Origin of the sequence: Ilumatobacter fluminis (assembly GCF_004364865.1) — a bacterium.
GTDB lineage: Bacteria > Actinomycetota > Acidimicrobiia > Acidimicrobiales > Ilumatobacteraceae > Ilumatobacter > Ilumatobacter fluminis.
Genome location: NZ_SOAU01000001.1, coordinates 4,319,832 through 4,335,416, shown reverse-complemented (window position 1 = coordinate 4,335,416; position 15,585 = coordinate 4,319,832). Strand labels below are relative to the sequence as shown.

Genomic DNA, 15,585 nt, shown 5'->3' with positions numbered 1-15,585 from the left:
GCCTCGCTAGCCGTCGCCCGGACTCGACGTGGCGGACGAAGTGCCGGAGCTGTCGGCCGATGACGTGGCCGGTTCGCCCCCTTCGCTCGAGTCGTCGAGTTCGGAGCGGGGGCTGAGACGCTGGGCCACGAACGCCTTCGCGTTGTCGCGAGATTCGAAGTGGACGTTGTCCTCGACGAGTGCGATCGACTCGTCGTCGAGTTCGTCGCGGGTGTACTGCCCGTACGCCTCGGGGGTCGGCTCGAACCAGAGGAAGCCGTCTTCGCGACCCTGGTAGACGACGACTCGGTCCTGCTCGTCGAACGCCACGAAGTACCCGCTGCGCGCCCAGGCCGCCATGATCACGAAGCCGAGCACGAGCACGGCGGCGACGCCGAGGATCAGCAGGAATCGGAAGAAGCCCTGGGTGCGGCTGCGCTTGCGTTTCGGGGTGGCGACCGGTGGCGGGGTCGGCACGACGGCCGGTGCGCCGTCGTCGGCGGGCGGGAGCTGCGGCTCGTCGACCTCGACGGTGTCGCCGGCAGCATCGACGTCGGTGCCGGTCGCAGCATCGGTCGACTCGTCGGCGGTGACGGCTGCGACGGCGGCCGTGGCGGCGATCACCCCGGTCGTGTCGTCGTGCTCGTCGCCATCACCGTCGTCGTCGTTCGCGTCGTCGTGCTCGTCGTCGGGGAGCGGGTCGGCGACGATCTGGACCTCGCCGGTGTCGTCGCCGTCGTCGTCGGCCCACAGCGGGACGACGTCGAACTCCTCGGTCGGGTCGGGCGGGTCGTCACCTTCGACGACATCGATGATGACGACGGTGATGTTGTCGCGTCCGCCAGCCTCGTTGGCGGCATCGACCAGCGCCTGCGCGGCCTCGTTCGGATCGGGATGCTCGAGCAGGACCTCGGTGATGTGATCGTCGGTGATCTCGTCGACGAGCCCGTCGGAGCACAACAGGATTCGGTCGCCCTGGAAGATCGGCATCGTCCACGAGTCGACGCGCACGCCCGGCTCGATGCCGAGCGCCCGGGTGACGATGTTGCGGCGCGGGTGGTAGCGGGCCTCCTCGCGCGAGATCGCGCCCTCGGCGACGAGTTCCTGCACGAAGCTGTGGTCGATCGTCAGCTGGCGCAGGCGGGCGTGTCGCATGACGTAGCCGCGCGAGTCGCCGACGTTCGCGATGCCGAACGCCTCCCCGTCGTGCGGATCGGCGACGACCGCCACGGCCGTGACGGTCGTGCCCATGCCCGCCTGATCGGGGTTGTGCATCGACCCGTCGTAGATCTCGTCGTTCGCCTCGTCGATCGCGGCGACCAACTGATCGAGCGTGTTGTCGGCGTCGCCGGGCAGGTTGTCACGGAGGCGGTCGACCGCCATCTCGCTGGCGACCTCGCCCGCCAGATGGCCGCCCATGCCGTCGGCGACGACGAACAGGTTCTCACCGACGTAGTGGTGATCTTCGTTCTGGGAGCGCAGCTGTCCCTCGTGGGTGGCGGCTCCCCAGCGCAGCTCGGCCATCACTGCGCCTCCAGGATCGTGGCGCCGATCTGGACGCGGTCGCCCACGTGGAGCGCACGCTGTTGGCTGACCCGGGTGCCGTTGACGTAGGTGCCGTTCTTGCTGACGATGTCGTCGACGACCACGTTGCCGCCGATCAGCGCGATCGTCGCGTGGTGTCCTGAGACGTACGCGTCGTCGGCGATGACGATCGTGTTCGTCGTCTCACGGCCGATCTTGATCGACGACTCGCCGATCGCGTACGTGGTGCCGCGGCGTTCCTTTGGTTCGAGCACGACCAGTCGTGCGGGTCGGCCTCCCTGGCCACGGGCCGGACGGACCGGCTTCTGGTTCGAACGCCAGTTGATGCCGCCGGTCGGGGTGCCATCGAGTGGGGCTGCAGCCGGTTGGGGCGCGGCCTGTGGCTGCGCTGCGGGCTGCGGGTCGATGCTGCGGGCGTCGGGCTGTCGCACCTCGCTCCACACCGCCCAGAGCACACGCGCGAAGAACAGGTACAGCAGTGCCAGCAGCACCAGCTTGAGGATGTCGAGTACCTGGTCGGTCATGCGTGGGTGGGTGTGGTGCCGTTCAGGACGCTTCGAAACGAAGGTTGACGGAGCCGATGGTGATGATGTCGCCCTCGGTCAGACGGTGGTCGGCGAGGAGACGCTCGCCGTTCACGAACGTGCCGTTCGTCGAGTTGAGGTCGGCGATCACGAAGCCGCTGCCCGACCGGGTGATGCGGCTGTGGTGGCGGCTGACGTTGCTGTCGGACACGACGACGGTGCAGTCGGGGAGGCGGCCGATCGTGTGGGTGTCGTCGACGAGGCTGATGCGGTCGCCCGACGGCATGACGATCGATCCGGGCCGATGACCGGGATCGGACTGCTTGAGCTGCGAGGCGATGCCGAACCGGCCGGGCTTCAACGAGTTGTCGATCCGGAGGTCGACGCTGACCGGGCCCATGAAGTGGTAGCCCTCCTCGCGGGCGTACTCACGGCAGGCCTCGACCAGTTCGGTCCGCAGCGCATCCTCGATGTCGGCGAAGCCGTTGTGGTCGTCGGCGGAGAGCAGCACGACGAAATCGTTGGGGACGATTCGCTGACCCTTGACGTCGACCGAACGGTGGTCGTCCATCTCCCGGATCAGGCGTCGGCCGAGCTCGATCGGCCGGATGGAGTTGCGCGAACGACGGAACACACCATCCACCATACGTTCGAGGCGGTGCTCCAGTCCTTGCATGCCCATAGGAATGCGCCAGCGTACTGGCCTCATTCGGCCGATGGGTCGAGTTCCGCCGGTGGCCGCTGAGGGCGTTCCTCAGCCCGAGTCGCGGTGCATTCGGGACCGCTCACGGCTTCTCGGTGGCTGTGGTCCGGGATCTCGGACCGGAGCCGCCGAGAACCGGGGTGATGGGTGGTGGTGGGGATCTTCGCCACGTTCTCGGCGGCTGTGGTGCGGTTTCCCGGACGAGAGCCGCCGAGAACGGGGACTGGTCCGGCGCCTGGGGTTCTCGGTGACTGTGGTGCGAGTTTCCGGACGTGTGCCGCCGAGAACGGGGACTGGCCCGGCGCCTGGGGATCTCGGTGGCTGTGGTGCGGGTTTTCGGACGTGTGCCGCCGAGAACGGGGACTGGTCCGGCGCCTGGGGTTCTCGGTGACTGTGGTGCGAGTTTCCGGACGTGTGCCGCCGAGAACCGGGCTCGGGGTCTGGCGCCTGGGGTTCTCGGTGAGCTGAGTCCGGGATCGTGGACCGGAGCCGCCGAGATCGGTGGGGTCGGGCTCACTGGCGGGGAGTTGTCCCCATCCCCGCGGGTCCGTGGGGCGGGGTAGTTTGCTCGCATGGTGAGCCACCGACCACGGCTCGCGGCGGGAACCCTCGTCGCCGCGTCACTCCTGATCGCCGCCGCCTGCTCCGGCGACGACGACGCCGCCTCGACCACGACCGTGCAGGCCACCACGACGGCCGCACCCACGACGGCCGCACCCACGACGAGCGCTCCGCCGACGACCGCGCCCGAGACCACGAGCGCCCCCACGACGGTCGCTGCCCCGACCACGGCGGAGCCCACGACGGTCCCGTCCACCGCCCCGCCCGAGACGACGAGCCCCGAACCCACGACGACCACCCTCCCCGAGGGCGTCCCACCCCGAGTCACCTTCCCCGACGACGAAGACAAGCAGGCGGTCGTCGACGCGTTCTACGCGTACTCCGACGCGATGCGAGCGGCATCCGCCGATCCGTCGGACACGGCGTTGCGAGAGGGCGTGCGTGCGACGGTCGGAAACCCCTTCGCAGAACGGGTCGAGACGTTCCTCGACGAACTGATCGCGAACGGTGAGGCGATTGTTTCGGTCCCGATCACTCACACCGACATCTACCCGCCGTCGCTGATCGTTGTCGACGACATCGCTGCCTTCGACGCCTGCGCGATCGACGGTGACATCCGCGTCGAGGTCGATGCCGGGGACGATGGCGAGGATCTTGTCGTCGACGATTCCGTGAATGCCGCCGACTTGTCGTACAGCCTGGCTCTTGTCGACGGCGCGTGGGTCGTCAACGGTCTCCAGCGATTCGGGTTCTGGGAGGGCCAGGAGCAGTGCGGCGACCTGTAGCTGCAGTCGGGTTGGTTCTGCTGTTCTTGTTCGGAACCTCGTCGCCCGCCGAGGCCGGGGGCAGCGCTGGTGGTGGCGGTGGCCTCGCCGTCACCGACGAGGCGACGGCCGAGGGCTCGGAGCCGTCGGACTCCGACGATCCGCCGGAGGTGCCGGTGGTGTGTACGACAACGGAGCTGACGGTGCCGCAGCGGGGGCGGTACGAGTCCGGTGGCTACACATATGTCTTCGTCGACGCTCGGCAGTTCCGATTCGATTCCGAGACCGGCGCCAGCTGGGTCCGCGCCCAGAAGACCTGTCGCCGAGGCGACGAGGTGGTGAGCGGCGACACGATCTGGCTGCTGATCACCGATCCGGACCCGGCACTGGTCGCGTCGATCCTGCGCGACCGAGCAGCGCGAGAGATCGATCCGCCGGCACCGGCGTTGAGCCCGACCGACCAGGGCGTCGTGCAGCTCGGCATGTGGCTCGCGGTCGACGACCCCGGCCCCTATGAGGTGACGGCCAGCGCGGCGCCGGGCTCGTGGGTGACGGCTCGTGCCGAGCTCAGCCAGACCGTGTTCGACATGGGCAACGGCGACGTCGTCGAGTGCACCGGTGCGGGCGACCCGATCCCCGACAGCGCTCTCGACTCGGCCGACCCGAGCCCGGTCTGCGGCTACACGTATCGCGATCTCAATGACGGCAGGCCGTACCCGGTCACCATCACCTCGACCTGGACGGTGACGTGGACGAGTTCCCGCGGCGTCAGCGGTGTCCAGCCACCGATCGTGCTGACGTCGACGCTCGACTACCCCGTCGTCGAGATCCAGACCGTCGGCGGCCCCGCCGACTGACGGCCACCGTTCTCGGTGGACCGAGTTCACCATGATGAACCGAGTCCGCCGAGATCCCGGCACCGGCCCTCCCGAGCGAGTTCTCGGTGAACCTGGTCCAACATCGTGGACTGACTCCGCCGAGAACCCGGCGTCCGCTTCTCGGTTGCTCCTGTGGCACATTCCGCAACGGGAGCCGCCGAGAACGGGTGGTGGCGATTTCTCGCGCGCCCGCTAGCGTTCAGGCGTCACTCGGGCGAGTGGCGGAATTGGCAGACGCGCTGGCTTCAGGTGCCAGTGATCGCAAGATCGTGGGGGTTCAAGTCCCCCCTCGCCCACCAGATGGCCCCGCTCCGGCGGGGCCGTTTCGCGTCTGGCGAGCGGTCCTGCGGCACTGGCGGGCCGTGGCGCTCGACTGTGCCAGCAGTCGCCGCGTCGCTCCGTACGACATCGCCACGCACGGCGCGCGCTGTGCGCTGCTGTGTGGTAGGAGAACAGGTGGGAACCGGCAGCGACGTTCACGCTGCTCGACGACACGGGGGCAAAGTCATGGTGGGATCGGAGAACGGCGTGCGCGATCGGGGCGACGAATCCGATGTCGCGTCGGGCGGTGTCGCGCGGCCACGATGGACACCCGACAGGAGCGCGCCTTGACGAACAGCACGGTCTCACTCGGGCCGTATCCCGCCATGGACCCCAAAGGTCGTCCGGTCGAGCTGACGATCAACCCCGGTCACGGACATCTCGTTCCGAGGCGCACGACCGGGGTGTCGCTCGGTCTCGAGCCAGTGCCGCTGGGCCTCGTTCGTGTCTCTGGACAGAACGTGACGATGAAGTCGACGACGTACACCCTCGACGACCCGGCAGACGCCGACCGACTCACAGCGGCGATCGAGGCGCTCGCGGGCGCAACCACGTCGGGAACCGCTGGCCAGTACGGGCCGACCGGCCCGTCCACTCGGGCGCCTACTCGTCCTGCGGCGGAACGCCTCGCCGGTCTCGGCAAGCTCGTCCAGATCATCGCGTTCGCATTCGCTGCCTTCGGGCTGATCGTGGGCGCGACGATCGTGCTGGCGACCAAGGAAGCAGTCGGCCCGTTCGGCGAGGAGTTCCGGTACCCCTACCTCGCCCACGGCATCGGCGTCGCAATCGGCACCGCGATGATCGCCGTCGTCATCTACGCCATCGGAGCGCTGTGCATCTTCAACGCCACCGCCGGCAAACGCATCAGCTAGCCAGCCGAGGCAGTTGTCGAACTCACGTCGGCCGTCCGGCAGCGCGTCTGTCGGCCGTTGCGTAGTGTCTGGCTCAGGGTGGGACAGGACGTCACGATTCTGGTGTCGGCGAGGGCGCTGGGGCTCGGCGCCGGCGGGGTGCTCTTCTTCACCTTGTGCGCCGTCGGCGCTGCGATCGGCGTGTTCGTGCCGATCGGAGAGCCGAACGGGCTCCGTCTCGGTACGGCCGGCTTCGTGGTCGGCGGTGTCCTTGCGATGTGCACCGTGCTGTGGCTGGGCCGGATCGTCCTCACGGCACTGATTCGACGGCGCGACGGCCTCGTGCGGGTCACACACGACGCGGTCGAGGTCTTGACACCGCGGGGACGGCAGGTCGTGCCGATCGGTTCGGTCACTGCGATCGGGCTCACCGGGAAGCATCGGGCCTTGACGATCGAACTGCGCGACGGCCGACGCATCCAACCGGTGCTTCGACCGGAAGGCGGCGAGTGGGAGCAGTATGTGCCCGCCCTTGCGAAGCGAATCGGCGTGAGCGAGCGATAGCGCTATGGGGCCGATCGTTCGACCGGCGGTCGTGCTGCTCCTCGTATTCATCGGGGCAGCATTGATCTGGTCCTCGCTGCGTTGGCGAGCTCGTCGAAGAGCGGCAGCGCTGTGGACCTACATGGACCGCAGCGCGTTCATGAGCATGTTCGGCGTCGGCGTCATCGCGCTCGTCGCAGCGATCCGGATCGCAGCGACAGGATGGTGATCGAATGCCAGCCGACCGTCGAATGATGCGCTGCGCCGGAAGGACGCCGTGACCGTGCTCCTCGTCGGGATGGTGCTGGTCGGCGTGCTGCTGATCATTGCCGAACTCCGTTCGCTTCGACGACAACCGGCGACGGAAACGAACACCGGTCGGACGACTCGCGGCCGATTCGCGCTGATCGGCGGTGCGTTCGTTCTGGCCGGCGTCGGCGGCCTGTTCGCCGCTCGCAACGAGCCGACCGAAGCGCAGGCCGACGTGCTCTGGCCGATTATCAACAAGTGCGACGACGACCTCGCCGTGGAGGTCGTCAGCTCGTCCGGCGCTCGCTCGAAGTTCGTCGTTCCGTCCGGTGGTCTCGGATTCGTGCCGCTCGGCAACGGAGACCACGTCGTGGTGCAGAGCCAGGTCGATCGGATCGCTGTCACCGTTCCCGATTCGACCGACAGCGCTCTCCTCGAATGGACGGTGAGCGGGCTCGGGTGCGCGAATCTCGAACCGCCGTTCGGCTGACGGCATCGATGTGCCGAGCAACCGTCGCTGCCGGACCGGTGAACCGGCGCCGGAGCACTGCGGCGGCGGACGCAGCTCTGTTGCGCAGCGCTCGGACGTGGGAGGATCGGCTTGCCCACCTCGCAACCAGCGACTAGCGTTGCGCATGAAGGAACAACGGTTCCGCATAGCGGAACGAGGGAGGTGCCACATGAGTGGCGGAAGTCAACGCGGTCGGCTCGGCACGATGACGGCCATGCCGTCCCTCGACGACGAGAGCTACCTCGATTTCGTCGAGGGCCTGCGTAAGTTCACCCTGCGCCAGCTCAACCCTCGCGCCGCGACCGCCCTGCGCGCCGCCGTCGGCGACCGTCCGATCGCCACCGATCGCCAGTCGCGGGCACAGCTCGCCGACCTGGCCGAACGCATCCCCGTCGTCGCTGCTCGCGACTCCCTGCTCCGGACCACTCAGGGCATGAACTGGCGCCGCGTCACGGAGGCCTACGAGCCGTACCGCGACGAACTCATCGCCGACATCGACGGACCCGACGACGGTCGACTGATCCTCGACCCCGACTTCGTCACGCCCGACTACTACGACGAGGTCGAGTTCCATCGTCAGCCCGGCAGCTACCACGGCGACGAGCTCGGCGGTCACGTGTACCACTACGGCACCAAGGTGTTCCACCTCGGCGCGAACGACCTCGACGAGGCCAAGATCGCCCGTGCCGACGAGGTGCCCGAGCCCGAAGACGGCCACGTCGCTCGGGTGCTCGACATCGGCTGCTCGATCGGACAGGTCACCTGCGGCTTCGCCGACCGGTGGCCCGACGCCGAGGTGTGGGGCGTCGACCTCGCGGCACCACTGCTGCGCTACGGCCACGCCCGAGCCCGGCGACTCGGCGCCGACGTCACGTTCGCTCAGGTCGACGCCCGCACACTCGACCGCTTCGAGGACGAATCGTTCGACGTGGTCTACATGGGCACCCTCCTCCACGAGATGCCGCTCGACGACGGTCGTCGCGCGCTCGCCGCCGCACGTCGCGTCCTGCGTCCCGGCGGGGTCTTCGTCCTCCACGACATGCTGCAGCCGAGCGACCCGCCCGACGCGTGGGCGGTGTACGACCGTGGCTTCGACACCGATCACAACCGAGAGCCGTACGCGTTCGACTTCGTCTACTCGAACGTCGACGCCGACGTGCGGGAGCTCTACCCGTCGGTCGAGTCGGCCTCGACCCGGACGACGACCTGGATCTGCCGCGCATGAGCGCATCGTCACATCCCGCAGACGAGCGCACTCCCGACGACGCCATGATCGGCGTGATCGCCGAACTCGCGGCCGAGCTGTGGGTCGTCAAACGACGGCTCGGGAAGCTCGAAACGGAGTTGGCCGAGCGCGGCCTGTCGCTCGACCTCGACGGTGAAGCTGCGCCGTCGACCCCCGACGAGGTGGCGGCCCGCGACGAGTTCGTCGCACGCATCTTCGGCCCGCTCCTGGCGACTTCGACGACCCCGGACGACCGTTGACCGACCGACCGACGCGATGGGGCGTCGTGGTACCGCCCGCCAACCCCACCGCCGAACACGAAGTCGCTTCGTACCTGGCCGACGTCGGTGCGGTGTACGTGGCGCGATTCGATCACCAGCCGGGCGATCTCGCCGACCGCCTCGTCGCGTACCGAACCACGTCGTACGCAGCCGTCGGTCGACTGAGCGGCCTCGGGCTCGACGCGATCGGCATCGCCTGCACGGGGGCGTCCTATCCGCTCGGTCGCGACGGCGACGCTCGCTGGGCCGCCGACCTGAGCGACGTGACCAACACACGCGTCGTCACAGCAGCCGGTGCGCTGCTGTCCGTCGCCGACGAGACGCGGTCGCGACGCGTCACCCTGGTGTCGCCGTACCCGAACTGGTTGACCGAGTCGGCGCGCTCGTTCTGGGAGGGCTGCGGCTACACAGTGCCGACGACGGTGCCGGTCGAGAACGACTCGATCTACACGACGACCGCCGACGCGTCACGAGCGGCGATCGAGCGCGCGCTCGCCGAGATCGCCGACCATGACCACGGCGACGACATCGTGGTCGTGGCCGGTACCGGCGCGGCGACGGCCGACGCGATCGACGGGCTCGCACCCGGATCGCCGTGCCCGATCGTGTCGTCGAACCTGGCATTGGCACGAGCACTGGCCGGCACAGTCGGCAGCGACCGCAGCACCTCGACGGCCATGGCCGAACTCGACCGGTGGGTCGACCGCCGCGCGATGTCACCGGCGCACAGCGACCGGCCGGCTGCCGAACGATCGATCGAAGGACCCACCAGATGAACGACATCACCGCAGCCACCCCCGATCACCCGGTCGTCGTCGCCGGTGCAGGACCCGTCGGCCTGACGACGGCCCTCCTGCTCGCGTCGCGCCGCGTACCGGTTCGCGTCGCCGAACGAGCCCGTCCCGAGGTCGCCCGCGAGTGGCGCGGTTCGACGCTGCACCCACCGACCCTCGAGATCCTCGACCGCATCGGACTCACCGATCGGGCGATCGCCCGAGGTGTTCGAGTCGACCGGCTCGCGTACGGCGATCTCGACTCCGACGACGCCGCGGTGTTCGACTACGACGTCCTCGACGGGCTCACCCGATACCCGTTCCGCCTGCAGTACGAGCAGTACAAACTCCTCGATGATCTCCGGGCCGCTGCGGCGGACTCCGACGCGATCGAGATGTGCTGGGAACACGAGATCGTCGCCGTCTCGACGTCGGCGACGCAGGCGGACGTCACGATCGACACCCCGACCGGAACGGTGCGATGGGAGACCCCGCTCCTGGTCGCAGCGGACGGCAGCCACAGCGCCGTCCGCTCGGCGCTCGACATCGGCATGGACGGCTCGACCTATCCGACGCTGAGCCTCGTCGTCGCGTCCGAGTTCGACTTCGGTGCCGTCGCCGGTCGACCGTCGACGCCCGTGGCGTACTACACGGGCGGGGCGGGTCGACTCTCCCTGATCCGCACCCCCGACATCTGGCGTGTCGCGGTGTCGACCGACGAACCGGTCGACACCGACCTGAGCAACGTCGCACCCGTCGACGACGCACGAGACGCCCACCCGGCCCTCGTGGCCGCACTCGACGCCTACGTCGGAGACCACTCGTGGGCCGCGGCGCCGCTGCGGCAGCACCAGATGTATCGGAGCCACCAGCGCGTCGCCGACCGGATGGTCGACGGACGGGTCGCGCTGATCGGTGATGCCGCCCACCTGACCAGCACCACCGGCGGGATGGGTCTGAACTCGGGGGTGCACGACGCCGCCCATCTCGTCGACGCCCTCGACGCGTTCGGTATCGACGAGGCGCTCGCCGACTACGCAACCGTGCGCCGCGCCGTTGCGATGGAGGTCGTGCAACGGGCGACGTCACGCACCCGCGCGGAGATGGACGCTCGCTCACCCGACGCACGAGCGGCCCGGCTCGCCGACCTGCAGGCAGCCGCCGCCGACCCGCAGCGGTGCGGCGACCATCTGCGCGCCGCGGCGATGTTCGACGCCGTGCCCGGACCACGCACCAGCACGGAGGCATCATGACGACCGGACACGAGGTCACCTCACCGATCGACGGGAGCACGATCGCCACGATCGAACTCCACGACGAGTCGTCACTCGACGCGGTCGTCGCCCGCGCCGTCGCCGCTGCGGACCGTTGGCGGCGCACGCCGCCTCGTGAGCGGGCGGCGCTGTTGTTCGCCGTCGCACGTAGGATCCGCGAGGAACTCGACGACATCGCCGTACTCGAGACGCGCAACTGCGGCAAGCTGCTCGCCGACACCCGACGTGAGGTCGAACGTGCGGCGCGCTGCTTCGAGTACTACGGCGGGTACGCCGACAAGGTCACCGGGACGGTCGTGCCGGTCGGCGACGGCTTCCACACGTACACCACGCGCGAGCCCTACGGCGTCGTGGCCGGCATCGTGCCCTGGAACGCTCCGTTCGTGTTCGCCGCGAAGAAGATCGCCCCGGCGCTCGCGTTCGGGAACGTATCGATCCTGAAACCGGCACTCGAGACCCCGTTGACCGCGATGCGCCTCGGTGAGCTCCTCGACGACTGTGGCGCGCCGCCCGGCGTCGCCCAGGTCGTATGTGGCGGCCCCGATGTCGGCCGTGGGTTGGTCGCCGACCCGCGAGTCGATCTCGTCGTGTTCACCGGGTCGGACGGTGCCGGGCGCCACGTCGGCGCGACGGCAGCCGAACGCCTCGTCCCGTCGGCGTTGGAGCTGGGTGGCAAGTCGCCTCAGTTGGTCTTCGCGGACGCCGACCTCGACGCCGCCGCGGCGGGCGTCGTCGAAGGATTCGCCGGCTCGTGCGGCCAGATGTGCATCGCCGGTTCACGACTCTTCGTCGAACGCAGCGTCCACGACGAGTTCGTCGACCGGCTCGTCGCGCGGGTTGCGGCGCTGCGTGTCGGCGACCCGCGCCTGGCGTCGAGCCAGGTCGGTCCGCAGGCCACGGCTGCGCAAGCCGCCAAGACCCGCGAGTACGTCGCCGACGCCAAGCGCAGCGGCCGGGTGCTCGCCGAGACGCCGCTCGAGGTTCCCGACGACCTCACCGCGGGCAACTGGGTGGCGCCCGTCGCATTCGCCGATCTGCCCCTCGATCACCGAGCCGTTCGGGACGAGATCTTCGGTCCGGTCCTGTCCGTCGCGGCCTTCGACGACGCCGACGAGGCGTTGGCGCTCGCGCACGACACCGAGTTCGGTCTGGCGGCCGGGCTGTGGACGGGCGACATCGGGCGCGCTCACCGACTCGCCTCCGATCTGCGCGTCGGCACCGTGTGGGTGAACACGTACCGGATCCTCGACGACATGGTGCCCTTCGGCGGCGTCGGACAATCGGGGTACGGACGCGAGAACGGGACGGAAGCACCTGCGTTGTACACGTGGGCGAAGTCGGTCTGGGTGTCGGTGGAACCAGGCGTCCCCCAGCCGTACCGAAAGGACCCGTCGTGACCGCATCCGATGGTCGCTCCGTCGCCCTCGAATCGATCGACGACGACTGGCTGTCGAGGGACGGTCTCTGGATCGACGGCACCTGGGAGCTCCCCTCGGGCGGGGCGCGGCTCGACGTCGTCTCGCCGAGCACCGAGCAGTCGATCGGTTCGGTGCCGGACGCCGACGCCGCCGACGTCGACCGTGCCGTTCGCTCGGCCCGGGCGGCGATCGAGCCCGGCGCGCCGTGGGCATCGATGAGCCCGGGCGAGCGCGCCGACGTCCTCGAGCGAATGGCGGACTCGATCGAGGCGCTCGATCGTGATCTCGACGTCTTACTCGCCCACGAGGTCGGCCGTCCGATCGGCGGTTCGGGCAAGCGACCGAGTCGACCCGCCGAACTGTTGCGGCACGCCGCGGCGTCGGCACGGTCCGACCTCGTCGACGAGGTCCGACCCGTTCCGGAGAAGCGGCCGCGGTATGCCGTCCAGCGCAGCCTCGTGCGTCGCCGATCGCACGGCGTGACGGCGGCCATCTCGCCCTACAACGGCACGCTCCCGCTCGGCCTCTACAAGATCGGTCCGACCCTCGCCGCCGGCGGGTCCGTCGTGTTCAAACCGCCGCCGCAGGCTCCCCTCGAGGCGTTCGTGCTCGCCGAGATCGCCGCCGACGCCGGACTCCCACCGGGCGTGCTCAACGTCGTGTCGGGTGGCGCGGAGACCGGGCGCGCGCTCGTCGAACACGATGGTGTCGACATGGTCGGTTTCACCGGCTCGACCGCTGCGGGCCGACAGGTCGCCGTGGCGTGCGCGGAACGACTCCGGCCCGTCGTGCTCGAACTCGGCGGGAAGTCGGCGGCGATCGTGCTCGACGATGTCGACGTCGACCGGCTCGCTGCAGCGATCCCGTTCCTCGCCTACACCTTCAGTGGTCAGAACTGCTTCATCCACAGTCGTTTCGTCGTCGATCGCCGCCGCGTCGACGAGGTCGTCGACGCCCTCGTGGTTGCGAGCGAGCGCCTGACCGTCGGCGACCCGCTCGATCCGACGACCGACCTCGGACCCGTCATCTCGGCCGAGCACCGAGACCGCGTCGAGCGCTATGTCGACATCGGACGGAGCGAAGGCGCACGCGTCGTCACCGGTGGAGATCGACCTCGGATCGACCAGGGCTGGTACGTCCGGCCGACGGTGTTCGCCGACGCCACGAACGCGATGCGGATCTGTCGTGAGGAGATCTTCGGACCGGTGATCTCGGTGATCGCCGTGGACGGTGACGACGAGGCCGTCGCCGTCGCCAACGACTCCGACTTCGGTTTGGCGGGCTCCGTGTGGAGCAGCGATGATGGCCGAGCGGAAGCGGTGGCACAGCGCGTCGACTCGGGAACCGTCGGGGTGAACGGCTACGGCTTCAACACGGCGGCGCCACTCGCTGGTTGGAAGTCGAGTGGAATCGGTGTCGAACTCGGACGGGAAGGGTTTGCGAGCTATGTGCGCTATCAGTCGATCCATCGCACCGGGATTCGGTGACCTCCGATGAGCAGTGACCCACCAGCCGCCACCGTCGGATCGATCGAGCGGGCCTTCGAAGTACTGACGCTGTTCGCCGAGTCGGAGAGTCCGACGCTCGGTGTCACCGAGATCGCCGACCGATTGGGCTACTCGAAGGCGGTCGTGCACCGGATCCTCGCGACCTGTCGCAAGAACAACTTCGTCGAGTTCGATCCGAACACGCGCCGCTACGCGTTGGGACCGCGCTTCGTCGAGTTGGGCATGGCCTACCTCGACCGGATCGACGTCCGTTCACGCGCCCGTCCGGTGATGACCCGTCTGTCCGAGGCGACGGCGGAGACCGTGACCCTCTCGATCCGCTCGAGCTGGGAACGTGTCTACGTCGACCAGGTCACCCCGGAACGCGACGTCAAGATGGTCGTGCAGCTCGGACGGTCGTTCCCGCTCCACGCTGGTGCATCCTCGAAGGCGCTGCTCGCGTTCCTCCCGGCGTCGCAGCAGGACGAATACCTCGAGCGGAGCGACCTCGGCAGCCTCACCGGTCAGACGATCACCGATCGCGACGAACTGGTCGACGAACTCGAACGCATCCGCGAGTGCGGGTACGCCGTCTCACTCGGTGAGCGCGACGCGACCGCCGGCTCCGCCGCCGCGCCGGTGTTCGGCCCCGATGGTCGAGTGCTGGCGGTGCTGTCGGTTGCCGGGCCCGTCGATCGATTCAGCTCCGAGGTCGACCGCCTGATCGGTCTGCTGCTCGAGGCGTCGGCCAACCTGACGACGGCGATGGGCGGCGTTCGTCCACCGCAGTCTGGCGTGGCGGGTGGCTGAGCCCGTCGAACGACGCGTCGCGACACACGGGCCCGACACACTGGACGAGGCCTCGTCGGTGGGCCCGATCGCAGAGGCGGTCGTGGTCGTCGCCGACATCGCTCGGGCGACGACCATGTACGAGTCGGCGCTCGGCGCAGTTGCCGACGAGCACGGCGCACTCGACCCGGAACGAGCCGCCTCGTGGCGGCAGCCGTCGCTCGGTGGTGCGCCGTCGGTCGTGCTCCGGGCGCCCGAGGACGACCGCCCCGGTCGAATCCGGCTGGTCGAGTCGCCGGAGGCGGCGCCCTCGCCGCCGCTCGCACGGCCCGGCTGGTCCGCCATCGAACTCCTGGTCGCGGACGCCGATCGAGCGATGGAGCGAGCGCAGCGGGCCGGTGCTCGTGTCGTGGTGGCCCCCCGCACCGTCGGCAGCGGAGGCTCACTGCGGGCTGCGCAGGTCGAAGGCCCCGCCGGCGAGCTGTGGTACCTGACCGAGGTGCGCGGTGCGCCCCCGGGGTTCGACCTGCCGTCGGCGGTCGCCGAGCTGGGGCCGGTCTTCATCATGGTGATCACCTGCGCCGACCTCGAGGAGTCGAGGGCTCGGTTCGAGGAGGCGACGTCCGGAAGGCGGGTCACCGATCATCGTTTGCCGATCGGTGTGATCAACACGGTCCACGGGCTCCCCGCCGACACCGTCCACCGGATCAGCACGGTGCAGCTCGCCGGGCAGTCTGCGATCGAGTTCGATCAGCACGCCGTCGCGACGGATCCCGACGGCGATCAGCGGCTCCGGCAGGGAGTGATCTCGGTGGCCGTCATCGCCGAGGGACCCCAGCGCAGCGCACCGATCGAGGTCGCGCCGGGCGCATTCGTCGAGTTCTTCGCCGGCTGAGTGACGCCTCGCCG

Annotated in this window: 17 protein-coding genes and 1 tRNA gene; 15 read left to right on the top strand and 3 right to left on the bottom strand. The window is 69.3% G+C overall.

Going from position 1 to position 15,585, the window contains the following annotated elements; translation table 11 throughout:
• Positions 1-6: 6 nt before the first annotated feature.
• Genes BDK89_RS19635 through BDK89_RS22500 form a run of 3 tightly spaced genes read right to left on the bottom strand, consistent with a single transcriptional unit; the run spans position 7 to position 2,724 of the window.
• The gene (locus tag BDK89_RS19635) at positions 7-1,503 is read right to left on the bottom strand and encodes a Stp1/IreP family PP2C-type Ser/Thr phosphatase (protein WP_133870569.1); all 1,497 of its coding nucleotides are present in this window, start codon (positions 1,501-1,503) and stop codon (positions 7-9) included.
• Entirely contained in the window at positions 1,503-2,048 is a 546-nt protein-coding gene (locus BDK89_RS19630; protein WP_133870568.1) for an FHA domain-containing protein, read from the bottom strand. Before BDK89_RS19630 ends, BDK89_RS19635 begins: the two co-directional genes overlap by 1 nt.
• A 22-nt stretch (positions 2,049-2,070) precedes the next feature.
• Positions 2,071-2,724, bottom strand: coding sequence for an FhaA domain-containing protein (locus BDK89_RS22500; protein ID WP_279586820.1), 654 nt, complete (start codon positions 2,722-2,724; stop codon positions 2,071-2,073).
• Between the two features lie 599 nt (positions 2,725-3,323).
• Here BDK89_RS22500 and BDK89_RS22250 point away from each other — a divergent pair.
• From BDK89_RS22250 to BDK89_RS19550, 15 genes are all read left to right on the top strand, one after another.
• On the top strand, positions 3,324-4,097 hold the full coding sequence (locus BDK89_RS22250) for a hypothetical protein (RefSeq protein ID WP_208294137.1): 774 nt from the start codon (positions 3,324-3,326) through the stop codon (positions 4,095-4,097).
• An 11-nt stretch (positions 4,098-4,108) separates the two neighbouring features.
• Entirely contained in the window at positions 4,109-4,933 is an 825-nt protein-coding gene (locus tag BDK89_RS21905) for a hypothetical protein (protein ID WP_166657708.1), read from the top strand.
• A gap of 233 nt (positions 4,934-5,166) precedes the next feature.
• A tRNA-Leu gene (locus BDK89_RS19610) sits at positions 5,167-5,253 on the top strand.
• Between the two features lie 309 nt (positions 5,254-5,562).
• Complete coding sequence (locus BDK89_RS19605; protein WP_133870565.1) at positions 5,563-6,147, top strand: hypothetical protein; 585 nt, start codon at positions 5,563-5,565, stop codon at positions 6,145-6,147.
• Between the two features lie 78 nt (positions 6,148-6,225).
• Positions 6,226-6,690 (top strand): hypothetical protein, encoded by a 465-nt coding sequence (locus BDK89_RS19600; protein ID WP_133870564.1) that lies wholly within the window; start codon positions 6,226-6,228, stop codon positions 6,688-6,690.
• 4 nt (positions 6,691-6,694) lie between these two features.
• A complete protein-coding gene (locus tag BDK89_RS19595) occupies positions 6,695-6,898 on the top strand; it encodes a hypothetical protein (protein ID WP_133870563.1) in 204 nt (67 codons plus the stop codon).
• 48 nt (positions 6,899-6,946) lie between these two features.
• The gene (locus BDK89_RS19590; RefSeq protein WP_133870562.1) at positions 6,947-7,408 is read left to right on the top strand and encodes a hypothetical protein; all 462 of its coding nucleotides are present in this window, start codon (positions 6,947-6,949) and stop codon (positions 7,406-7,408) included.
• 190 nt (positions 7,409-7,598) lie between these two features.
• Positions 7,599-8,654, top strand: coding sequence for a class I SAM-dependent methyltransferase (locus BDK89_RS19585; protein WP_166657707.1), 1,056 nt, complete (start codon positions 7,599-7,601; stop codon positions 8,652-8,654).
• On the top strand, positions 8,651-8,914 hold the full coding sequence (locus BDK89_RS19580) for a hypothetical protein (protein ID WP_133870560.1): 264 nt from the start codon (positions 8,651-8,653) through the stop codon (positions 8,912-8,914). Before BDK89_RS19585 ends, BDK89_RS19580 begins: the two co-directional genes overlap by 4 nt.
• A gap of 26 nt (positions 8,915-8,940) precedes the next feature.
• Positions 8,941-9,711, top strand: a complete 771-nt coding sequence (locus tag BDK89_RS19575) for an aspartate racemase/maleate isomerase family protein (RefSeq protein WP_133870559.1) — start codon at positions 8,941-8,943, stop codon at positions 9,709-9,711.
• Complete coding sequence (locus BDK89_RS19570) at positions 9,708-10,961, top strand: FAD-dependent oxidoreductase (RefSeq protein ID WP_133870558.1); 1,254 nt, start codon at positions 9,708-9,710, stop codon at positions 10,959-10,961. Before BDK89_RS19575 ends, BDK89_RS19570 begins: the two co-directional genes overlap by 4 nt.
• A complete protein-coding gene (locus tag BDK89_RS19565) occupies positions 10,958-12,379 on the top strand; it encodes an aldehyde dehydrogenase family protein (protein ID WP_133870557.1) in 1,422 nt (473 codons plus the stop codon). The genes BDK89_RS19570 and BDK89_RS19565 overlap by 4 nt, the downstream gene beginning before the upstream one ends.
• Entirely contained in the window at positions 12,376-13,887 is a 1,512-nt protein-coding gene (locus tag BDK89_RS19560) for an aldehyde dehydrogenase family protein (protein ID WP_208294136.1), read from the top strand. Before BDK89_RS19565 ends, BDK89_RS19560 begins: the two co-directional genes overlap by 4 nt.
• 6 nt (positions 13,888-13,893) lie before the next feature.
• A complete protein-coding gene (locus tag BDK89_RS19555; RefSeq protein ID WP_133870556.1) occupies positions 13,894-14,697 on the top strand; it encodes an IclR family transcriptional regulator in 804 nt (267 codons plus the stop codon).
• A 58-nt stretch (positions 14,698-14,755) separates the two neighbouring features.
• Positions 14,756-15,571 (top strand): VOC family protein, encoded by an 816-nt coding sequence (locus BDK89_RS19550; RefSeq protein WP_133870555.1) that lies wholly within the window; start codon positions 14,756-14,758, stop codon positions 15,569-15,571.
• Positions 15,572-15,585 lie beyond the last annotated feature (14 nt).